At 38.2% G+C, this 22,831-nt stretch carries 16 protein-coding genes and 1 rRNA gene; 5 read left to right on the top strand and 12 right to left on the bottom strand.

Translation table 11 applies throughout. From position 1 onward, the window contains the following. Window positions 1–9: 9 nt before the first annotated feature. Entirely contained in the window at window positions 10–663 is a 654-nt protein-coding gene (locus tag METLIM_RS15550; RefSeq protein ID WP_004077339.1) for a response regulator, read from the bottom strand. Between the two features lie 235 nt (window positions 664–898). Between METLIM_RS15550 and METLIM_RS07440 the strand changes: the two genes are divergently transcribed. Together METLIM_RS07440 and METLIM_RS07435 are read left to right on the top strand one after the other, a co-directional pair. After that, window positions 899–2,179 (top strand): PAS domain-containing protein, encoded by a 1,281-nt coding sequence (locus tag METLIM_RS07440; protein WP_004077338.1) that lies wholly within the window; start codon window positions 899–901, stop codon window positions 2,177–2,179. A 7-nt stretch (window positions 2,180–2,186) separates the two neighbouring features. After that, complete coding sequence (locus METLIM_RS07435; RefSeq protein ID WP_004077337.1) at window positions 2,187–2,765, top strand: hypothetical protein; 579 nt, start codon at window positions 2,187–2,189, stop codon at window positions 2,763–2,765. A 129-nt stretch (window positions 2,766–2,894) separates the two neighbouring features. On the opposite strand, the gene METLIM_RS15545 is transcribed toward METLIM_RS07435, so the two are convergent. Continuing rightward, entirely contained in the window at window positions 2,895–5,135 is a 2,241-nt protein-coding gene (locus METLIM_RS15545) for a sensor histidine kinase (protein WP_004077336.1), read from the bottom strand. Window positions 5,136–5,410: 275 nt separating this feature from the next. Here METLIM_RS15545 and METLIM_RS07420 point away from each other — a divergent pair, with 275 nt between their 5' ends. The 3 genes from METLIM_RS07420 (at window position 5,411) to METLIM_RS07410 (ending at window position 10,822) form a co-directional block, all read left to right on the top strand. Next, window positions 5,411–5,599, top strand: a complete 189-nt coding sequence (locus METLIM_RS07420; protein ID WP_245543615.1) for a hypothetical protein — start codon at window positions 5,411–5,413, stop codon at window positions 5,597–5,599. A 429-nt stretch (window positions 5,600–6,028) separates the two neighbouring features. Next, the gene (locus tag METLIM_RS15540) at window positions 6,029–9,493 is read left to right on the top strand and encodes a RecQ family ATP-dependent DNA helicase (RefSeq protein WP_169312368.1); all 3,465 of its coding nucleotides are present in this window, start codon (window positions 6,029–6,031) and stop codon (window positions 9,491–9,493) included. Between the two features lie 405 nt (window positions 9,494–9,898). After that, window positions 9,899–10,822 (top strand): flavodoxin family protein, encoded by a 924-nt coding sequence (locus METLIM_RS07410; protein ID WP_048146270.1) that lies wholly within the window; start codon window positions 9,899–9,901, stop codon window positions 10,820–10,822. A 113-nt stretch (window positions 10,823–10,935) separates the two neighbouring features. Here the strand turns inward: METLIM_RS07410 and corA are convergent, their stop codons facing one another. From corA to rrf, 10 genes are all read right to left on the bottom strand, one after another. Beyond that, window positions 10,936–12,087: a magnesium/cobalt transporter CorA gene (gene corA, locus METLIM_RS07405; RefSeq protein ID WP_004077332.1), complete on the bottom strand. Its 1,152-nt coding sequence runs from the start codon at window positions 12,085–12,087 to the stop codon at window positions 10,936–10,938. A 119-nt stretch (window positions 12,088–12,206) separates the two neighbouring features. Continuing rightward, window positions 12,207–15,074, bottom strand: a complete 2,868-nt coding sequence (locus tag METLIM_RS15535) for a PAS domain S-box protein (protein WP_052300893.1) — start codon at window positions 15,072–15,074, stop codon at window positions 12,207–12,209. Window positions 15,075–15,603: 529 nt separating this feature from the next. Next, on the bottom strand, window positions 15,604–16,743 hold the full coding sequence (comD, locus tag METLIM_RS07395; RefSeq protein WP_004077330.1) for a sulfopyruvate decarboxylase subunit alpha: 1,140 nt from the start codon (window positions 16,741–16,743) through the stop codon (window positions 15,604–15,606). Further along, on the bottom strand, window positions 16,730–18,016 hold the full coding sequence (locus METLIM_RS07390) for a cysteate synthase (RefSeq protein WP_004077329.1): 1,287 nt from the start codon (window positions 18,014–18,016) through the stop codon (window positions 16,730–16,732). The genes comD and METLIM_RS07390 overlap by 14 nt, the downstream gene beginning before the upstream one ends. Window positions 18,017–18,030: 14 nt before the next feature. Beyond that, window positions 18,031–19,257, bottom strand: coding sequence for a methanogenesis marker 16 metalloprotein (locus METLIM_RS07385; RefSeq protein WP_004077328.1), 1,227 nt, complete (start codon window positions 19,255–19,257; stop codon window positions 18,031–18,033). Continuing rightward, a complete protein-coding gene (locus METLIM_RS07380) occupies window positions 19,254–19,886 on the bottom strand; it encodes a (Fe-S)-binding protein (RefSeq protein ID WP_004077327.1) in 633 nt (210 codons plus the stop codon). Before METLIM_RS07380 ends, METLIM_RS07385 begins: the two co-directional genes overlap by 4 nt. 1 nt (window position 19,887) lies before the next feature. Beyond that, window positions 19,888–20,595 (bottom strand): GTP-binding protein, encoded by a 708-nt coding sequence (locus METLIM_RS07375; RefSeq protein ID WP_004077326.1) that lies wholly within the window; start codon window positions 20,593–20,595, stop codon window positions 19,888–19,890. After that, window positions 20,592–21,545, bottom strand: a complete 954-nt coding sequence (locus METLIM_RS07370; RefSeq protein ID WP_004077325.1) for an ATP-binding cassette domain-containing protein — start codon at window positions 21,543–21,545, stop codon at window positions 20,592–20,594. The genes METLIM_RS07375 and METLIM_RS07370 overlap by 4 nt, the downstream gene beginning before the upstream one ends. A gap of 241 nt (window positions 21,546–21,786) precedes the next feature. Further along, complete coding sequence (locus tag METLIM_RS07365; protein WP_004077324.1) at window positions 21,787–22,428, bottom strand: class I SAM-dependent methyltransferase; 642 nt, start codon at window positions 22,426–22,428, stop codon at window positions 21,787–21,789. Between the two features lie 196 nt (window positions 22,429–22,624). Beyond that, window positions 22,625–22,747, bottom strand: a 5S ribosomal RNA gene (rrf, locus tag METLIM_RS07360). Window positions 22,748–22,831 lie beyond the last annotated feature (84 nt).

The following is a 22,831-nucleotide window of genomic DNA, read 5'->3' as shown; positions in this document are numbered from 1 at the left end:
GAGATAATCTCAGATATAACCTAAAAGTGAAACCGGTATATATTCTCTAACACCAAGCCCCGTTATCTGTTCTGTAAATTTCCGTTGCAAATTATCAAAATGACTGTTCAGCCTTTCAATATCAACAATCGGGCCATCATCAATATCTGCCGAATCATCTTCGGAATTAATATCAATAAGTTTGTCAATAACCATTCTGAAAAAAAGCATATCTTCAGCAGTCTTTCCAACAGCCAGAGCTTTTTCATAATCTGACGTTTTTAGAGCTGTATTTTTAATAAAGATCTCAATCTCTTCTTTATTCTTAAAAAAAGAATTTATACAGTTAATAAGACTTTCAATCTTCAGGGGCTTTTTAATATAACCGCTGATCAGGTCTCCATACTGAAAAATATCATCCGGAAAAAGTTTTTTTGCAGTCATCATAATTACAGGTATATCTGAAATTTCAGGGTCAGACCTGATATAATCAAGAGTTTCCCATCCATCCATTACCGGCATCATAATATCCAGAAGAATTAAATCTGTTTTTATTGATTTAAGTTTCTCTATACCATTTAATCCGGAAATTGAAGAATATACACTGTAGCCCTCATTCTGAAGAACCTCAACGAATATATTATTTAACAGTTCCATATCGTCGATAATAAGTATCGTCTTCATAACTGATTCCTTTAGGATATATATTGTTCTGCCGGCAGATTCAGAGAGAAATATATGACTCTAAACAAACAATAATATTTTTACTTTCTGTACAAATAAGTATTTTGTATAATATTCATAAATTTAATATTTTAAATATCAATATTGAGATCCTTCAATATTAAATTCTACAGGATTAATCTTAACTTTAAAAATATATTTATACTTTTAAGAAAAATCAGAGAATATGAAAATAATGGTGAATAATAAACTGTTCATAGATACAATAATAATTTTTACAGTCCTTATAACAATAATAATTACCTGGTACAGTATTCAGAACCAGATATTTGACGTTTTCCCGCACATATACTATATCCCGATAATATTATCCGCCTATATCTACCGTAGATATGGCATGATACTGATATCAGGTCTTTGTATTTATTACCTGACTACTGTTGGATTTTTCTATTCCATGGATTATTCAGTAATTGTGCCTGCAATAATAAGATCGCTCTCATATATTCTGATTGGCGGCATAATAATCATACTTGCCGAAAGAATAGAAGACGAGCGTAAGATCTTCCATAAAACATTTGAATGCGCAAAATCCGGGCTTGCACTTATATCTCCGGATCTGAAGATTTTAGTTATGAATCCGGAACTGAAAAATATCTCAGGATATACAAATTATAATGAAGGAAAGCTTGACATTAAAGATCTCTTCAGTAAAAAAAATTATAATGAAATAGACAGCTGCATAGAAGGCAGAAAAGAATTCTGCTACAGAGAAGTAATTTTAAAATCAGGAATGGGAGAAGATAAAACAGTTATTCTCAATTTTACAGAATTAAATGAGAAAAACCTGATATTAATGTCAGTAACTGATATTACAAAAAGGGTTGAAGCAGAAGAGAAAATTAAAGCTTCAGAAATAAAATTCCGGACACTATGGGAGAATACATCCGCAGGAATGATGATCCTTGATGAAAAAACGCATGAAATCATATCTGCAAATCCGGAAATAAAAAAACTCGGCGGATATAATGAAGAAGAAATTGAAGGAAATATCTGCCACAATATCGTCTGCCCAAATAAATTGGGAAGATGCCCCATATCAGATCTCAGTCAGGATGTAAATCATACGGAAACGGTACTTATTACAAAAAACAGAGACAAAATTCCGGTACTAAAATCTGCTGCCATTGCTGAAATTGATGGCAAAAAGGTTATCATTGAAAATATAATAGACATAAGAAAGCAGAAAGAGGCAGAACTTGATCTATTATCATATATACGGGAGACTGCACTGAGAATTAAAAACCCCGTTGATATTGTAAAACAATATCTGAATGATCTTGTCTGTGAGCTTAAAAAAGAGGAGGAGATTGACAGAGAAGATCTAATTATTCAGCTTTCAGTACAGATTTTTAACCTTAAAACGATTAAAAACAACCTTTCTGAAATGGACAGAGCAATTACAGAGAAAAGAAAGGAAATTCCGGATGCATTCAAAGAATACCTGATAAAATAAACAGTTCATGGAAAAAATAAATATTTTCCCGGATGAGAATCCGGCAATACTGCTTGCATTTATAGCTCCGGATAATCTAAGAGAAACAACGATTAATCTGGTTAAAATAGCCTCAGAAAGAGCAGAACAGATAATATATATCTCTGTTAATCAGCCTGCGCCTTACCTGAATAAGCAGTTTCAAAAATCCGGGATTGATATTTCTAAAATATATTATATTGATGCAATTACAAAATATGCCGTAGGGAAACCACCCGATGATTTTAATCAATGTATATTCTTAAATACACCGTCAGACCTAACCGGAATGAGCGTTGCAATATCTGAAAGCATAAAAAACCGCAGTGAAGGGAGAGTGATTATATGCCTGGATTCTGTGAATGCAATGCTCATCCACATGCCATCCAAGAGCGTATCAAAATTTATACACTTTATGACATCGAAGATGAAGGTATTAAATATATCCGGAATATACCTGGCTATTGAGGAAGGACTGGACCCTGTTATTATCTCTCAGCTGACCCTGTTTTCAGATTCAATATTCAAATCCGGAAGTATACCCACAAGTCCTGAACTTCCGGATTAACTACAGTATAATTGAGCTAAACTACACACTAATTATGCTCAATTCAGAACTTGTTGACAGATAAATCCTGCTTACATTGATACAAGATTGAAATAATACATAATGATTCAACGAGAATCTGAGAATATATCATTGTGAAATACGGAAATAACCATTAGGAATATAAATCTCAAATCTTGCCCCTTCACCATAAATACCCGTCTCCTTTATAGAAATATCAGTTATCGACAATATCTCTCCGGATAGAAAGAGACCAAAACCGGTATTCTGATAATATTGTCTTTTAAAGATTTTTTCTTTTACATCCGGATGAACACCTGCACCGTCATCCTGACAAATAAGGATAGTATGATCAGGTTTAACTTCATATGAGAATGAAATTGTGGTTATCTTTTCACCATATTTTACTGCATTATCAAAGAGGTTATAGATAACTTTCTCAAAAAGCGGATCTGCAAATATTTCAAGGTTCTCAACATCATTTACTGTGTTTAGCTTTTCAAACGAATTAATCTGAGATATTTCCCGGATGATAAAACCAACATTCTGCCAGCGGGGAGATGAGGCACCAAGATTGCTGTAATCTCCTGTGAATAGTATCTGTTTTTCGACAATGTCCACATAGGATATTACATTATTCAGATATTCTAAAGATTTTGTACCGGCAGAAATCTCATTAAGCTCAACAATTAATTCAAGATACCCTTCAATTGCTGTAAGCTGATTCAGTATATCATGTCTTGTTATACTGCTCAGGAGATTTAATTTTTTATTTATCTGCTGCAAAGCTTTTTCTGCTGCTTTCTGCTCAGTTACATCCTGCAATGCACCGGAAACTTTTATGATTCTGCCATTTTCATCCGGAATACGTTCAGCCACAGATTTGATGATTTTCTGAGGACCGCCATCTGCCGGATTAACTGCAAATTCAAGGTTGTATTCTTTGCCGCTCCCTATGAGGTCCATCAACGCCTGATGAACTTTTTCTCTTTCAGGAATACATGCTTCAATGTCCCCAATTGGAAATATATTCCCTTCAGGAGGATTATATCCATAAATTCTGAATCCCTCATCAGAACCCCAGATTTCCCCGGATGCAATATTATATTCCCAGCTGCCGGTATGGCTAATCTCCTGCGCCTTATTTAATCTCTCTTTTTCAATAGATAATTGATTCTCATACTTTATCCGTTCAGTAATATCTTCACCTGAACTGAGTGTACCGATAATTTTTCCGTTACCATCTTTTAAAATGCGGTTATGCCATAGAATGATTCTCCTTTCCCCGGTCTTTGTGACAACCGCATTCTCATAAGACTCAATGAATTTATCCGTTCCTGAAATATTACTGATTCGAACTGAATTTACTCCCACTTTTTCTCCTTCCGGTATGAAACTGTCCACCCACTTTTTGCCGACAATCTCCTCTCTGTCATATCCAAGAATCTCACAACCTTTTGGATTAACAAGTTTTACAAAACCCTTTACATCCAGAATCAGAAAAATTACACCGGCTACATTTATGTACAGGTCAAGCATATCTCTCTCTTTCCTGACTTCAGACTCTTTCTGACTGAGTGACCTAAATATTGTCTCATACGGGCGCCTTATACCTGAATCCACAATTGCATAATATATAAGGGCGAACTCAGTAATTTTAAACAGATGTCCGATAAGGTTCGAAAAGCCATAAACACTTACATAAAATGTAAATGCAATCTCAGAGAGGATTGTAAATATTATCGACAGTACAATCAGACGGTATATTTTCCGTTCAAAATACTCTCTTTTTCTGAATAAAAGATATATTGAGAGAAAAAGCAGAACTGAGATCAGGTATTCGCTGTAAATTTTAAAGCTGGTAAGGCCCTCCCCCTCAATGTAGCAGTCCGGAAAAAAGCCTGCAAATATTGATAAAATCAAAACTACTGTAATTAGAGAATAAATTATTAATTCATGCGTTATATTCGTTTTTTTATGCATCAGAAGAGGGGCAGCAATCAGTGTTCCTGCCTGCATATATCTTGAGGCTATCCAGAGTTCTGTCGGCAGGTTGGCACCATATCCGGCAAAAATATTCATGCCATTATAAGCAAGCGTATGCAGAAAATCAATGCCACCGATGAAGATAAATGCAATTCCTAAAAAAAGCAGGTAATAATTTGTGATATAATCCCGGCTGTTCCATGCAATTACAAAAATAATTGCTGCAATTACAATACTGAATAATTCAGTAATAGTATGAAAAAGAAGATAACTGTACAGTGATGAGAGAGAGAAAAATGTCAGAATCAGTATAAGGGTAACAAAAAATGTGGTGTCGTATTTATTGTGCATAAATTTCAGACTGATATTAAGCTCCCCCGCCATAATTAATTATAATAGGCAATTATATCGCAAGAATATTTAGTTCTTGTGAATTTAATTAAACCAGACAAGATATATCTCACAGAACATAATTATACCGGTTCTCAGATCATAATTATACCGGTTCTCAGATCATAATTATACCGGTTCTCAGATCATAATTATACCGGTTCTCAGATCATAATTATACCGGTTCTCAGATCATAATTATACCGGTTCTCAGATCATATAATAGCAGTCACATAAATATCATAAATCTTTTAAAGTCAATGAGCAATATGAAATCAATGAAAAATATTGAAATGACTGTTGATGGAAATATTCTGACTATGAAGATAGATATTTCAAAAGACTATGGGGAGTCAAAATCCGGAAAATCGATCACAATTGCATCAACGGAAGGAAATATTTCCCTTCCCGATAATGAGGATATTAAAATAGGGGTTAATGTTTACCGGAAAAAATAAAGAAAAGAAATCCATATAATAGCATATATCCGGATAGCACTTCATGAAAACTTCTATTTTTTATCCATCATATTTGGGCCTTTGCTCAGTAGTCACTTTTTAAAAGCTCAAATGCAGATCTTATTCGTTCAGTAAATCGAAGCATCCAAATCTTTAATCAGGAAACTATCTGATAGCTGCACCCTGATATAGCACAATGCAGAACTTTCCGGAATGGTCCGTAAAGTTTGCTTATTACTATGAAATGCGGTATAAGTGCATATTTTGGAATAATCTCTGTTACAGTTTAATTATCCCAAAATATTATCCAGTGCACTATAATTAGCAGTCCTGATTATCAATCATCCGGTATAATTAAATTTTCAATATTTATCGGGGACATTTCGCTATGAATATATGCCTTATTTTACCAAACTAAAAAGTATAATTATGCCATCCCCTGAAGACATTTTAAAAGAAAAATTTGGCCACAGTGAATTTCTGCCTTTTCAAAAGAAAATAATTGATGATATATTAAATGGCAGGGACACACTTGGTATTTTAGCCACCGGGAGTGGCAAATCTATATGCTATCAATTACCGGCACTGCTTCTGGATGGCATAACACTTGTAATATCACCATTAAAGGCATTAATGAAAGATCAGGTTGATAACCTGAAGATAAACGGGATTCCGGTTGCGACAATAAACAGCTCAAACTATGGAAAACATTGGGAAATCAAAAAAAGAGCAGAAAATCAGGAGATAAAGATACTTTTTGTTTCACCCGAACGAGTGACAAACAATGATTTTATCAGTTTTTTAAAGAAACTGAAGATCTCACTGATTGCGGTTGACGAAGCACACTGCATCTCAATGTGGGGGCATAATTTCAGGCCGGAATACCGCGAAATCCGGGTATTAAGAGATACTTTTCCGGATGTTCCTATAATAGCGCTGACTGCTACAGCAATTCCTGAAGTGCGAAATGACATCATAAAACAACTTGAATTGAGAGATCCAAACGTCTATGTGGGAAGTTTTAACCGGGAAAATCTGTATTATTACGTAAAAGAGAAGAAAAAAGCGAAAGAACAGATATTGCAATACTTAAATGAAAATCACGGTTCCTGCGGAATTATATACTGCCTTTCAAGAAAAACAACAGAAGAAATTGCCGGATTTCTCCGGAATAACGGATTTAATGCAAAGCCATTCCATGCAAATCTTCAGGAGGATGTAAAAAGAGAGACGCAGGAAGAGTTCCTCTATGGAAAAACTCCAATCATCTGTTCAACTGTCGCATTCGGAATGGGAGTTGATAAGCCGGACATAAGATTTGTAATTCATTACGATCCTCCCAAAGATCTTGAATCCTATTATCAGGAAACCGGACGTGCAGGACGTGACCGGGAAAACAGCGACTGCATCTTCTTTTATTCACTTGGTGACTTCTCAAAGATCAGAAATATGGTCTATGAAGAAAATTCCGGAAATTCAGGGCGCAGATCAATTGCAATGAAGAGAATTAACGACCTGATTAACTTCTGTGAAACCTCACAGTGCAGGAGAAAATATCTACTCAGTTATTTTGGAGAAGATTATAATGAAGAACCCTGCCCCGGATGCGACAACTGCATAAACAGGCCTGAAAAAATAAACGGCAAAGATGTTGCAAATCTGGTATATAACTGCCTCAGGGAGTTAAGAGGTAAATCATCAGCCGGACAGATTGCAGATATTCTTAAGGGGTCAAAAAATAAGGACATTCTGAAATTCAATCGTGACCGACTTAATTCCTATAACAAAGGTTCAGCTTATGGTAAAGATGAGCTTAAGAGCTATATCTATGAACTGGTCTCGCAGGGATACTTTGAATGGACTGATGAGAAATTCCTGCTATTAAGCATATGCGGGAAGAGCCGTGAAATTGAGGACGAAGACACAAAAATATTCCTCAGAAAAAGAAACAACAGATATATGCCTGCATTTCAGACAATGTCTGAAAAGAGAAGTGAAATCAGTTATGATCCGGAACTTCTTGACAACCTGAAGAGGCTGACAGAAAAGATATCCACTGAAATGAGGGTAATATCATTTAATATCTGCCCGACAGTAGCACTTAAAAATATGGCCGCAACTCTGCCAGAAACCAGAGATGAATTATACAGAATAGGTGGTTTTAGTAAAAACAGGGTGGATGAGTTTGGAGAGCTGTACCTGGAAGAAATAGCAGCATATTGTAGAAAAAAAGATAGTTCTGCATGTTCAAATGAAGATAACTGCGGTAACGGCAACCGCATCTTTAATATCAATAATTATTCAGGTTCTGAAATAACCCGTGAACACGAAATTTCCAACATAGATATTCATTCAGAAGGAATAACCTCTATTTCCACGGCAGATGCAAAAGCGCCGGAAGAAAAGAACCGGAATTATTCTTTTGAAGACAATACCGATTCACCACATAAAAATGATTCAGATGAAATATCATATGAATTTTCAGAAACGAAAGAACACTGGATCAATGATTACCTTGGGAAGTATGAACCAAAACTTCTCAGAATGCACAAAAATGTATCAGATACACTTGAACTTCTGAAAATGGATTACGACATCCCGCAAATTATATTATTAACAGGGTTTGAAAAAGAAACTATACTTGGGCATATAATCCCGCTCATGATATCAGGCGACCATAAAATTCCGGAAGAGTTAATAAACGGATTGGATTCAACTTTCTCCCCGGAAATTTCAGAGATAATGATTGATGCCCTTTATTTAGGTACTGAACCTGAAGAACTGAATTATGAACTGTCATTGTACACACTTGCAGATTATTATAGCACAATAATCACCATTGCAGGCAGAATCAATGGTGAAAGTTTCCGGGTTAAAAATAATGACAAAAACAGGCCCGGCCAAAAAATACCTTATGACTATAATATGTCAGATCTATGCTCCGCTCTTTACCCGGGAGTTACCGGAGACTTTGATATCAGTTCATATCAGTCCCTCAAATATAACGCTAAAAGGGCATTTATAAAGCAGCTTATAACATCCGGTTCAGAAAAAACAATTATCGTTCTCAGAGAAATTTTCAGTGCTGAGGACAGCAGACAGATAAAACTGATGATATTAAGGAGCCTTAAAAATATGTACTCTCCGGATAACACAGAATTTCTTGAGAAGTGCATATCTGAAGAGGAAGATTCAAGAGTTATCAGTTATTCATTTTCAGCACTGGCAAACAATGATCCTGAGAGAATCAGAAGTAATATTATGGAATTTGCTGCAATTCCTGAGATCAGAAATGAGATCATCTGTTTTATGGGAGGCTGCACTGACACAAACACCTTCAGGTACCTCATAGAAAAATTAACCTCATCAGACGAAACGGAGGTCAGTTCTGCCATAAAGGCACTTGGAAGAAGGAAAAATAATTCTGCAATAAGACATCTTGTAAAAATATCAGGCAGGAGTGAGAAAACGGATGGTGAAATTATATCTGCACTGGGAAATATCGGCAGCGATGAATCAACCGAATTCATTGAAAAATATCTTGACTGTCAGGATGAAAGCCTCAAAGGAAGAGCAATTGAAGCACTAATAAGTATTGACAGGACGAAAATTCACGAATACATTGAAATTTTCAGCGGGAACGAATCTGAAACAATCAGAAAAGCAGTTGCATATGCAGCATACGGAATTTCATCCCCGGAATTGTGCCCGTTATTTTCCCGGTACGCATATGATCCCTCACCTGAAATCCGTGCCCTTGCAGCAGAATGGATTGGAAAAACCTGTTATATATTAATGGCAGATGCAATCTGTGACCTGATGAAGGATGAATCCATTTCTGTAAAAAGAAAGGCACACAGTGCCTACGTGGAATATTATTACAGATACTGCTAAAAAAGTCACTAATGTGCCGGCAATTCTGCTTTCACACAGATAATAATGAAACATTCAAGATGACCGGAACAGATATTTCATAGGAGATATTGAGCATTAATCTTCAGTTCAGGATGATCTCTTAGAGAAGATCATTTACAGTTTTTTCAGAACCTGAACAGGTCCAATACACACCAGATAAATTCATAAACCGCACATCCGGAGAACAAAATAAGTTCAGATAAATAATCAGCTGAAAAAGCAGGCAGTAAATTTAAATATACTAAACTGTAACAGTCAGATAAAATCTATACTCCAATAATAAATAAAACTCCGGCCAAAAAATAAAACATCGCGAAATATCCTGAAACTATATATTATCAGCAGTCCCCAGTAACTCATGTGCTGCTTACATCCGGAATCCTGATGAAAAATGACTTTGTAAAGAACAATATCCGGTATTCCCTCATTCTTAAAAGATATAACCTGACTGCTATGTACCCTGAGATGTACCTGTATGTACTCACCCTCAGTTCATCAGGAAATGTTCTGGCAGAATTCCGGACCAACACATACGAATATTCACCAACTGTACCTTACAGTGCAGATCAAACTGCATGTAAACTTTATTCGGTGTGGATGGAAGGAATAGAAAATGAACCGGAGGAATATATAGAATATCTGGAGAAAAACGAATATAATAAGAGAAAGAGAAGAGAAAGACCAGAAACAGACTCAAAAGATGCAGTTATCATCCAGGGAAGTCCACGTCCTGACGGGAACTGCGCCATTATTTCAGGATGGGTAAAAGAAACACTGGAGTCGTCCGGATTATCATGTAAAATCATATTCCCGGATGACATGATCATTCATCCCTGCATAGGCTGCTATCAGTGCTACAATTATGGGTGCTGCACATTTAAAGATGAAATGGATGAAATTATCGGCTCCGTAAAAAATTCATCCCTGCTAATAGTCTGCACACCTGTTTACACAGATACAGTACCGGCCGGAATTAAAATCTGCATTGACCGCTTTCAGTCATATCACGCCATGAACAAAATTGCAGGAATTAGAGGTCTGCAAATCACAGAACCTTCAGGAAATAACAGAAATGTAAACAAACAGAAGAAAGAGATCAAAGGACTTCTCTTTTCAGTTGCCGGAAGAAAAGGAAAGTCAAATTTCGATCATCTCCTGCCGGTAATAGAGGCATTCTTTGCAAACGCCAAAATAAGATATTCAGGAAGAGTACTGGCTGATAATATGGATAACATCAGAGATATCAGTAAGTGCAAAAATCTGGAGGACAAAATAAAAAATCTCACCAAAAAAACAGCAGAAAGCTGAGGGATAACAAAATAAATCCATATGCCCCCAAAACAGATTTAAGCCGCAAAAATCCGCCCGATATAAAAAAATATCCCATAAAAACTAATTCATGCCAATAAAAGTTAAACCCGTCAGATCCACTTCTTTTTCCTGAAATAAACAAGCATAAGAAGAGCAGTTCCAAGCATCACAATAATTGCAGATGGATAACCATGCTCCCACGCAAGTTCAGGCATGTAAACAAAATTCATACCATAAATTCCGGCAATGAAAGTCAGAGGAATAAATATTGTTGCAATAATGGTCAGAACCTTCATGACCTCATTCATCCGGTTGCTCAGGGTGGAGAGATAAATCTCATAAAATCCGGTTGACATCTCCCTGTATGATTCAAGAATGTCATTCAGCTGATGGAGATGATCTGAGACATCATTGAGATAAACGATAATCTTCTCAGATATTAATTCCGGTTGATTCCTGATAATTCCTGACACTGCCTCCCTGACAGGCCATATCTGTTTCCGTATAAATAATAAATTTCTTTTAAGTGCATATATCTCCTCCATCACCCCGTCATCACCCTCTTCAATAATCCTTCCTTCAAGATCCTCGATATACTCCCCTATATTTTCAAACACAGCAAAATATCTGTCAACAATACAGTCTGTAAGTGCATACATAAGATAATCAGAACCGTACTTTCTGATACGGCTTTTACTGTCAAAAAGTCTTTTTACAATACTATCAAAGAGATCACTACCGGCTTCTTCAAAAGAACAGACAACCCCTTCGCCAAGAATAATGCTAACCTGACCGGAGGAGATACTGTTATCCTGCCGTAACAGATCTCCGGAAAAATAATTTATTGCAGCACCATTATTATTTTCATTTTTGACAGAATCATTAAAATTATTGTAAACACCATTATTCCGGATATTTTTCAGCACCAGAAATATATAATCATCAAACTCTTCATATTTAGGACGCTGATTAGTATTGAGAATATCTTCAAGGGTTAAAGGATGAAGTCTGAGCAGAACGCCAATTCTTTTTATTTCTTCAAGGTTAAAAAGACCGGAGACATTTATCCAGATATTACTATCTCTTATCCGGAACAGTTCCTCCAGGCATTCCGGGTTTTTTTCTTCTGCAAAATCCGGCCCATATACAAATACACGGACATTTGTTGGTTCAGGATCCCTTTCACCCACATGCTGTAATGTTCCCGGAGGAAGTCCTGCTTTTGAAGACTGCGAAACTGCAATCTTTCTCCCAGATTTCATAACTCTGAATTATACCTAATACCAGAAAAATATAACTGACAATAATAAATACACATATAATAATTATATTTTCCCGAAATATCAGTTATTAAAAATATTGTTGCTATACAAAAAACCTTTCACTCTCTTTTCCACACACCATCAGGAACAGTCATTTCAAATCTTGCACCAGATCCATACACACCATTCTCTTCAATTTTAATTCCGGTTATAGAGAGTATCTCTCTTGCAAGAAATAGTCCCATGCCGGTATTATCTCCAAAACCGCGATTGAAGATCATCCCCTTCTTCTTATCCGGAATTCCGCCCCCGTCATCTTCATAAATTATTTTGCAGCAGTTATCTCTGTCTTCAAAATAAATATTAACATTATTCGGATTTATTCCATGACGAACAGTATTTTCAAAGAGATTGTTAAACACCATCTCAATCATAGGATCAGCATAAATAAAAAGTCCTTTACAATGTTCCCTGATAAGAAGGCCATCAGTTATGCTGTTTTCAATAAGTTTTGACACCCCATACCACTTTGGATTCTCAATTCCAAGTTTCTGGTAATTCCGTGAGAAATCGATCTGATTTAACACAATGTTCAGACCATTCTCAATCTTACTCAAAAACTCATCGAGTTTTGGATTGCTGCATTCATCCTGAACGATCTCTCTTGAAAACATCGCATAAACTTTAAGCGCTGTAACCTGATTGAGAATATCATGGCGGGAGATCTCAGAGAGCATCTTTAATTTATCATTACTCACCTTTAATGCTTCTTCAGCACTTTTACGACCGCTAATATCTACATGAGTGCCATATATAACCTGAGGAATTCCGCCACCATCAGTTTTTTTCACCCGGCCCCTTGCATGCACCCAGACCCATCTGCCGGATTTATGCTTCATCCTGTACTCAGTGTCGTAATAATCAGAAATTCCGCTGATACATTCATTTAATCCCTCTTTAACATAACTGAGATCATCCGGATGAACCAGATTCAGCCAGGTCTCTGAATTAATACCGGATTTTGTTATATCAGGAAAATCCTGCACAGAATATCCCAATATTTCCTCCCATGTATCAGTAAACTGAACATTAATTATATCATTCTGAGTATTATACTCCCACAGTCCCGCCCGGCTGCCACTCAGAGCTTCATTAAGAATGAATCTGCTCCTGTCCAGTTCACGCTCAGATTCAACCCTGTCAGTAATATCAATAATTATTGCAGCAAAAACTTCTTTATCACCGGACTTTGTTATCTGAAGGTGCACCTTAACAGGATAACATGAACCGTCTTTCCTTCTGTGAATGGTAATAAAGTCCACATACTCCGCTTTACCTGATTTAAGCGGTGCAATAAGTTCTTCAAATAATTCAGCAGTAAATTCCGGTTTCAAATCAAGAGGAGTCATATTTGACAGTTCTTCTTCAGAATAGCCAATATTCATCCTTGCACCACGATTGGCATGCTGAAATTTCAGTGTACCTGTATCAAATATATATATTTCATTCAGGGAATTTTCAAGTATATTGCCAAGCTGCTCTGCCTTAATCTCAGCCTCCTTTTTATCAGTCACATCATGAAATATTGTTGCAAAATATCCGGGTTTGGGTGAGTATGCCGATACTGAAAAATATTTGCACATTTCATTGCTGTACTTCTCAATCAGTAACGGCTCTCCGGTAAGTGCAACTTTACCGTAACTTTCAATCCAGTAATCCTCAGTGCCGGGAAGCACTTCAAGAACTCTCTTTCCGGCAATATCATGATTTTTCAGCCCGGTCATCTTCTCAAAAGCGGGATTTACCTCTATAAAACGATAATCAGAGGGCTTTCCTTCAATATCAGTAATTAGTTCATGGAGGGCAAACCCGAAATTCAGATTCCTGAATAAAAGACAGTATTTTTCCTCACTATCAATTAATAATTTCTGTGCTTCCATAAGAATTTCAAGCTGCTGCCTTAACTCCTCCTCAGCTGCGGAAAGAGTTTCATTTGAGGCGATTAGCTCCTTATTTGATTTAATAAGTGAAGAATCCTTCCTCAGCCTTTCAACTGCATCACCAAAAATGTCTGCTACAACTGTCAGAATATCAATATTACCGGTTGTGCATCCGGCTGATACTTTAAAATTCTCAATAGAGATAAATCCTTCAAGGCGATCATTAATTAATATCGGGAGAAAAATTAGCGATTTTATTCCAAAACCAGACAGATATTTACAATCATTTTTACCTTCTTCAGCAACTGTATCAAATGAAGGCAGATAAATAAACTTACCAGCTTTAAGTTCTGTTAAGAGCCGGGGTATTTTACTCTCCGGAATTGTGACAAAAATATCTTTTCTCCCGCCTGCATTATCTTTAAACCATGAATTTGTGACAGTATATGAATTATTGATATTATCAAAAAATAAAAGATTTACAGATTCTGCACAGGTAACAACACCTAAGTCATAGAGAGAATTATCAACGGCATAGTTGAATGACTTAAAGTTGACAAAACGGGATGAAATATCTGATATTGTTTTTTCTAACAGAAGTCTTCTCTGAAGTATTTTTCCGGCAAGTAATTCAGAAAAAATATTGCGGATTATTGATTCAGGTACTTTAAACTGTGCCTCAGCATCATGGTTTATTAAAATATAATAATCAGCACGGCTGTTAATTGTCTCTATACCCGCAGCATCGTCCCCTTTACTTTTAAAAAGAATAAAGGGTATATTTTCCTTATTTAACCGTAAATATTCTATAAATTCTGTGTTTTCCGTTCCCGTCATTCTGTAATCCGGGATAATTACATTATAATCCTTACCTGACAGTAATTCAGCTGTTTCGGCTGCATCTGAAACTGCTATGGCGTTTATTCCTTCTGAGTTTTCAAGAAATTCATTTATTTCATTTAGGAATAATAAATCATCATCAATTAATAATATCCGTACTTCAGGGTATTCATACTCATACGGAGTCATCTGTTTTATGATAGGCACTTACCATAGATAAAGCTGCCACATAATACAAAAAAATAAAATAACAAATAAGGAGGAAATTAGAAATAAAAATTCATATTGTAGATATAAAGTAATAATTAATTCCAATATTAAAAACATAACAAAAAATTAATATAACGCCACATATCTTAAAAGAAGCGCGCTCAACTTAACTAACTGATAATATATGACATATCTGCATTTATTGAACCAGAGCTTAAATTATAGGACTCATCTCCAATTTTCTGAGAGGATAAATTAGACTTATGGCAAACAACATAATAAACCGCAGAAATAACATACAATGACCAAAATAAACACATGATAAAAGAGGCTGTTGCGTGAATAAAATATAGTGGACAAATGAATAAATTGTTAGTATTTATTGATTATAAATTGTCAAAAAAATACCCGTTTGTCAAATGAAATTGTCTTATTATCTACAAGAAAAGAACCGTGCAACAGCCTCAAAATATAATACTAATTGTGAAACTGAAAATATTGCATATAAAATTTGAATTAAATTCAGCTATCTTTTAGACGTTACAACACCCAAAAACCTGTCTTTAATTTCAGATGCACTTAACGGTACATTAGGAGCATCCGAATTTCCCGGAAGAATAATAGCATGAATAAATAAAGTTCCCCGGAGTTCTCCATTTTTCCTTCTGTCAAGAACAGCCCACAACTCTTCTTTAGTATGTACCTTAACTGTGTTCTTTATCCCTGCCCCGATTGCCATAAATTCCAGATCGCATATATTCCAGGCGTGGGTTATCTGCATACCGGTACTTCCGAATGCTCCATTATCAAGGGCAAGAATTATAAGATTTTCAGGAGATTCTGCTGCAACAGCCGGTAAAACAGCAGTGCCAAGAAGGCTTCCGTCACCGTCAACCACCATAACATCCTTCTCCTGTCCAAGTGCAACCCCAAACCCTATAGGGGTTGCCTGGGTATAGCTGCCAAGCATATAGAAGTTTTCAGGCCGGTCATCTGCCCTGTAAAGTTCCTTGCATGGAACGCCGATATTGCAGACAACAGGCATATCAGATAGAAACGGAACGAGAGCTTCAATTGCATCAGCTCTTTTCATCACCGGAGATTTAATCTCACGCTCGTATGAGAGAGAGATATGCCTGCACCTTTCAGGGAATTTATCAGGAATACAGCATTCAGGAGTACTGCCCTCCCAGAATTTAGGTGTAATCAGAATCACATGAACTTCCGAATTATCAAAAGCCTTCATTATCCCTTCTCTGATGAGTTCGGATTCAGAAGGATTGCTTACAATTGTATATCCTATATTAAATGCCTCAAGCATCTCAGGTATTTTAGAATTAAACGGAATCTGGGCAGAAATTTTCTCATTATAGACTCCACGCCAGCTTGCAATAACCGGAAGCGGCAGGCCGTAAAGGTCTGTAAGTGTCATAACAGCATTCATTGAATTTCCAAGACCGGAGCTCTGCATCTGAAGAAGAGGCCTCCTGCCCGCAAGAGCAAGTCCGGCACAGACACCAATCCCGTCCTCCTCACGGTTTATATTAACATAATGAAACTTACTCTCCATTCCTGCACAGAGATCCTTTGTCCTGTCGCATGGCAGGGAAACAACAAATTCAATGTTCAGATCTTTTAGAATATCAAGTACCTTATCCTCGTTCATAATTTTTCAGCCACTCCACAATTTCAGTTCTGACGGTTTCATTAGTGCTCCCTGCCGGAAGACTGGCAGACGGGAATAAAGGAATCATATCGTAATCTTCGATAAGCCGCCTGTAACCGCCTCCGGTGATATTTAACAGAATATAATCATCATTATTTACGGTTCCGGCATCAACTGCATCAATCAGGGACGCAACACAGACTTCTGCTGCGGGATCAAGATCAATGCCTTCGGTATCCTCAAAAAGCTTACCGGCAGATTTCGCATCCGGAGTTTTAACTGAGGTCATAATCCCTTCTGTATCGGTAAGAGCATCAAAGAGGCCGCCCGGCACAGAATACGGCGGATGCCGGTTTGTCAAAACACCGGCATACACATCAAGAGCAAGTTCTCTTGAAACTTCCTCACCGGAATCAGAAACAATGTCCCTCAGCCTCTTATTCCATGCATCTGCCATCGGTGTAAACGGTTCATTCTGGCAGAGATGAAGCCTTGGAAGCTTATTCCCAAACCGACCATCGGCTATGAGCCTCAGTGACATCTCCCATGCGGCAATTCCCCCGGTACCGCTTCCGACAGCCTGAAAATACCAGTCAGGGAGCCGTTTCATCGTGACCGCACCATCAAGAAGTGTTGTACCCATACCATCCCTTCTCGCCGGATTTTTTGCTCCGCCTTCAGGAATTACACCCGGAATATCACATAAACTGTTCCCAAATTCTATTGCATCAGTATAATCACCTGAAACGGAATACATAAGGACATCTTCAGTCTCTTCAGTAGTCCAGATATTTTTCACTCCTTTCTCCGGCACTGACAGAATAACCGGAATCTTCGATTTTGCAGATACTTCTGCAAATGCACGCCCGGTATTTCCTGCGGATGATACCTGTAAAACCCCTCCGCCATGCTCTTTTAGCCGTAGCGATGTCGGCAGAGCTTCAAGTTCCTTAAAAGAGCATGTTTTGATAAAAGCAGATTTTTCAGGCCAGTAGCCGTTAAAACAGATATACAGTTCTGAAAGGCCGAGTTCTTCTGCAAGCTCAAGGCTCTTATATGTGACAGATCCGGCATCCGACTCGATATACCCCATCACAGGCAGCCAGTCATGAAATCTGAACATTCCGGGAAGTTTTCTGACTGTAAGCTGTTTCTGACTGTAAGCTGCGCGAATCAGTCCGCATTTTGACGGGCATTCGTTTGTATAGTCATCCGGAAATGTTTTGCTACAATAAGGACATTTTAACTGATATTCTCCCATCTCACTCACCATCCGGAAGATTTCCTTCAAAGGAAGAAGAAGGTTCCATCAATAATTTTCTCCTTTAATTCTACTGATATTTTATCTCCTCTTGTCCTGTCAGACTGTCTGAGGGTTACAGGAACTTCTCTACCACCAACATTAACCGGCTTTGTCTTCATTGAATAAACCTCACCGGGACATGTCCTGATACAGTTCCCACATGAGACGCACCTTGATAAAATCACTCCGCCACCAGGCATAATGGCCCTGGTAGGGCATTTTGCAAGTGCAGGACACTCTCCACAAAATATGCAGTTCATTGGATTTACATTAATTCTGTGATCAGTCCCCTGCCAGATGTCCGCATTTGTGCCATATGCAACCGGAGACCTGTCCTTTATATCTACAATAGGAAGAGGGATATTCTCATCAAGTATGCTTACATCTGAAAGGATCTTTTCATCTGTTACCGGAATTGCACCCGCCACAGACATTATACATTCAGGACCGGCAGAGGTAACAAATCCACCGGTATATTCAGCGGACATCTCCATCATATCAGCAAATGCCGAGAGGTTAGGTTTTTCCGGTGTACTCCTGGTGCCAGGACCCATGATAATGCCTTCAGCGCCGTTTAAAAGAATATTTGCACCGGATTTAAGGAATCTCATATCAGGATCATTCTGAAGCGGATTTATTTCACCACATCCGCTGACTGTGGCTTCAGTAAGATTGCCGCGAAGAGGCAGGGCTGAAAATATTGTATTGACATCTTCAGGAGATTTATTCACGAAACAGGAGTAGTTTTTGTAGGCACATCTTGTGGCTATCATCCTTGAAGAGAGAAATTCATCACCGTACAGTATATTTGAATAGCTTTTCCCATCGGCCTGTGCAATAACTTCAATCTCCTTTTCCTCAATGATATCACGGAATAAATGGCCGCCACCATATTCATCCGACGCATGGGTGGTCCCATAGACCACAAGATCCACTATGCCAAGACCTTCATTTGGACTTGGGCCCGGATATGCAGGAACTCCGTTAAGAGAGATCGTATCTGCACGCCTGAAAGTTCCCGGTTTTGCCACCTGAAGGCTTATTACCGCCATTGCACCCGACATTATCCCGCATGTTCCGCATGTAACAATATCAACATCATCCAGTGTGGGTTTTTTTCCCTCACGGATTAATTTTTTAAATTCAGCTGCCGTATAGACTTTTGCCTCTCCTTTATCCAGTTTTGCTTTTATTTCAGCAGTTGTCTTCATATAATAATATCCTCCACCCTTATGTGAATGCCTGAAGGTTTTTTCAGCACCATATTAACCACCCCGGTATGGCCAAGATGCATCATGCAGTAGCCCGGTAAAAACCTCTGCCTCATCCCAAATACCGGAGGATTCCTTTTAGTCTCTGCAATTCCTTCAAAAGCTATCATATTATAGGCCTTAACGTCTTTAACATCTGTCTTTGGATCTCTTGCAATAAGAGGGCTTACCACATGGGTAGTTAAAACTCCTGTTACCGGATCGGCATCTATTACAGAGAGGACATGCTGAACCGGACAGCCTGCACCTTCAGGCCGCCCAAGAACGATGTCACCCGGAATTATATTCCATTTTTCGACAAGATCAGGTCGAAAAGGCTGTACAACTTTTCTTGCAGACGGTTCTCCGGGAAGTGCATGCAGTATAAAATCTAGAGAATTGCCAATGATATCAGTATCTTTATACTCTGCATCTCCGGCAATATTTCTCAGATGAGGCTCAGTTTCCGGTCTGTAAAAAGGGCAGTCTGTAAGCACTTTTTTTCCGGAATTTAAGAGTTCTGTAAATCCACTGCATTCAGGACAACCACATCTGCCGCAGTTTTTTCCGGGCGGCTGCCATGCGGCCATTTCATTCACCCCGAAACATGAATTCTGCACTGTCAAGCGGCCTTATAACCCCAAAATGATTCTGCCAGCCAATCTCTTTTTTTCCGACACATACTGTACAGACTCCAAGGGGCGGTGTTCCTTTGAGAACAATTTCACAGGGATCAGAAATACCCGTCTGTTCATCTATTGCCCTGAAAAGGTATCTCATGCCTGTACCCTGAACTGCATTCGTTTCAACAATGTCAAGATTCCCGTTTACACCTTTTATTCTCTCCCTGAATACCTCTTTTTCCGCCTGGGAAACAAGGTCAGTTCTTGTCACAACCGCAAGATCGGCAAGTGCCAGCATTGGCGCCATCTTTAAGGGAGAATTTATTCCGGATACAGCACTCAGGACTACAATTCCAAGTGACTGGGTAGTATATGGAGAGCATCTGAGGCAGAGACCTGCACTCTCTACAATCAGCATATCTGCATCCTCTTCTTCTGCCCATAAAATTGCGTCCTTCATGACCATAATTCCGGCATGATCCGGGCACAGATCACCGGAGCAGATCTTTCTTGCCGGAATACCAAACTCCTCTGAAAGTTCCCGGTCCTCAAATGCCGTCACAACATCAATTTTAAGGTATGCGCACCGGACTTCCGGGTTGAAATGTTTTATAACCTGTCTTACAACCGCAGTTTTTCCGGCAGAAGGCGGCCCGGCGATGACAAGTAATTTCATATTGCCACGACCGATGTAATCAACTCACCGGCCCTTATCTTCTCCCTCATACGGCAGAGCAGCCCGTCCATTCTGATAATCTCACGAAGAGCATCGCTCTCTTCAGTTCCGGGTGTGAGTATTTTATCTACAGCTCCGTTTTTCATTACAATTCTTCTGTCCGAAAGAAGGGATACAAGAGGATCATGAGTTACAAAAATCAGGGCTTTCTGATGCTGTTTTAAGGCTTCAATAACTTTTTCCTTGAAAATTCCTGCATTTTCAACTTCATCCAGAAGAACTATCGGGGCATTGGAGATTGTTATCGCATCGGCCACCATAAGTGACCTCGTCTGCCCGCCGGAAAGTGAGGTCATCTTCACATCCGGAATTATTTTTTCTCCGGTGAACTCATTTGCAAGTGAGATTGTATCCTCAATAATACTTTCTCCGGATATTTTCCTTGAAATAAGGTGCATCTGAAGAAAATCCCTGACAATTAGATCTGCAAGGCACTTTGTATTCTGAGTAATCAGTGCAACGGGTTTCTTTGCAGGATCCCTGATGTATTCATCCGGAGGATCTTCACCATTTATGAGAATGGTTCTTCCGGTGACTGTATCTTTTCTGGCAAAGATCTCAATATCGTTAATAAGTGCACTTTTACCTGAACCGGTCGGCCCGACAACTGATATTGTATCACCCGGACGTATGGTTATACTGCTAAAATTTTCCCGGCAGCCATTCCGGTTAATCCCGGGAAGAATGGTGATCTCCGATATTTCCGGATAATCAGAGCTTTTTAAGGTTACAGAACCGCATGTATCCGTAGATCTGCTCTTCTTACCGGAATTAATAGTTGTTTCCGGAATCTGGATAAAATTTTTTGTCACTTCTTCATCCTTACCTTTAAAGAAATCAGAAGGTATTTTCTGCTTTTCTTCAGCACTGCCTGTGGAGATGATCTTCATTACTCCTTATTTTTGCTGGTTTTAAAGATTAATGTTTGTAATTTGGTAGAATCTATTAGGACAAAAGTACAAAAAATAATAATTAAATGTACCAAAAAATATAGGAGAAGCGTTACGAAGAACTACAGACCAAAGAAACAAAGTTTAAAAAGTCAGTTAATGATATAATATCTCAATAGATACCCATTTAACGCAGAAATTTAAAATAACGCAGCATCAGAATTATATTTCATCAGGCAGGTCATTTATATGCAACAATAATTCCATAATATTCTCTCCGGTACGGAACAATCACACGGCTAAAACCAGCTGAGTCCAGCATTTCTTCAAAAGATGAAATCGTATTTCCCTGACAATAATCATCAAGGGGATCAATCATTCCTTTTGCCTCTTCCGGTGAAAAGCCTTTTTTAATCATGAATTTCGCCCACAATTTCTTATAAAGATCCCTCTCAAACAAACTTTCCGGGCAGAAGATGTCGCCTGCAATAAATACCCCGCCATCAGTGAGCATATGATGAATATTTTCTCCCAGTTTCTGCCTGTCATAATCTGTTAAAAAGGCCAGAGCCTGTGAAATTAATATTGTATCATATCTGCGGCGGGAGAGAAACTTACGCATATCTCCGGTTATGAATTTAACACCTGCCAGATTTTTTTTACGCCGGGCAAATTCAATATACTCCCTGTTAATATCAAGGCATGTTATATCAGTGCAAGGAAGTTTTTCAACTAAAATTTCGGTTAAAAAACCGGTTCCTGATGCCAGCTCCAGAATATTCCCGCAATTATCCGGAATAAATTCAAGAAGGGTATCAAAAAAAACATTCCAGTAGGGCAGACATTTTTTTTCAGCAGAATCATAATCAGATGCAGGTATCACAATTAAAACGCGATTTTGAAATATTTAACAATTACCACAGTTGCCAAAACTTAACTGTTAAAGAAATTTATAGCTTAAATATTAAAATAAAAACCAAAAACAGTCGAATTAAGACCCACTTTTAAGCAGAAGAGGTGAATACAGCAGTCACTGCTATGATAATAACTTTTGAGAATAGACACAATTACTCACTGAGCAATTGCAGCGTTTGGTGGTTCCCGGGAACTCTCGTATCTCAGTACAGCACCAAAACGTGGGCGGGCTTAACTGCCGGGTTCGAGATGAGTCCGGGTGTTGCCCCGCCGCTATGGCCGCAATCGCAGACCGGACACTGAGTCACGAACCCAGATGTAATCTGCAATTATCCGGCATATTGGCATTCACACAACGATTTCGTCTGGAT

It is taken from the genome of Methanoplanus limicola DSM 2279 (assembly GCF_000243255.1).
Lineage (GTDB): Archaea > Halobacteriota > Methanomicrobia > Methanomicrobiales > Methanomicrobiaceae > Methanoplanus > Methanoplanus limicola.
Note: the sequence above shows the minus strand (reverse complement) of the source record. Positions and strands in the feature narration are given on the sequence as shown.

Excerpts from the sequence above, each read along its gene's own strand:
- METLIM_RS15550 (WP_004077339.1), bottom strand. The coding sequence starts at position 663 with ATGAAGACGATACTTATTATCGACGATATGGAACTGTTAAATAATATA.
- METLIM_RS07440 (WP_004077338.1), top strand. The coding sequence starts at position 899 with ATGGTGAATAATAAACTGTTCATAGATACAATAATAATTTTTACAGTC.
- METLIM_RS07435 (WP_004077337.1), top strand. The coding sequence starts at position 2,187 with ATGGAAAAAATAAATATTTTCCCGGATGAGAATCCGGCAATACTGCTT.
- METLIM_RS15545 (WP_004077336.1), bottom strand. The coding sequence starts at position 5,135 with ATGGCGGGGGAGCTTAATATCAGTCTGAAATTTATGCACAATAAATAC.
- METLIM_RS07420 (WP_245543615.1), top strand. The coding sequence starts at position 5,411 with ATGAAATCAATGAAAAATATTGAAATGACTGTTGATGGAAATATTCTG.
- METLIM_RS15540 (WP_169312368.1), top strand. The coding sequence starts at position 6,029 with ATGCCATCCCCTGAAGACATTTTAAAAGAAAAATTTGGCCACAGTGAA.
- METLIM_RS07410 (WP_048146270.1), top strand. The coding sequence starts at position 9,899 with ATGAAAAATGACTTTGTAAAGAACAATATCCGGTATTCCCTCATTCTT.
- corA (WP_004077332.1), bottom strand. The coding sequence starts at position 12,087 with ATGAAATCTGGGAGAAAGATTGCAGTTTCGCAGTCTTCAAAAGCAGGA.
- comD (WP_004077330.1), bottom strand. The coding sequence starts at position 16,743 with ATGAACGAGGATAAGGTACTTGATATTCTAAAAGATCTGAACATTGAA.
- METLIM_RS07390 (WP_004077329.1), bottom strand. The coding sequence starts at position 18,016 with ATGGTGAGTGAGATGGGAGAATATCAGTTAAAATGTCCTTATTGTAGC.
- METLIM_RS07385 (WP_004077328.1), bottom strand. The coding sequence starts at position 19,257 with ATGAAGACAACTGCTGAAATAAAAGCAAAACTGGATAAAGGAGAGGCA.
- METLIM_RS07380 (WP_004077327.1), bottom strand. The coding sequence starts at position 19,886 with ATGGCCGCATGGCAGCCGCCCGGAAAAAACTGCGGCAGATGTGGTTGT.
- METLIM_RS07375 (WP_004077326.1), bottom strand. The coding sequence starts at position 20,595 with ATGAAATTACTTGTCATCGCCGGGCCGCCTTCTGCCGGAAAAACTGCG.
- METLIM_RS07370 (WP_004077325.1), bottom strand. The coding sequence starts at position 21,545 with ATGAAGATCATCTCCACAGGCAGTGCTGAAGAAAAGCAGAAAATACCT.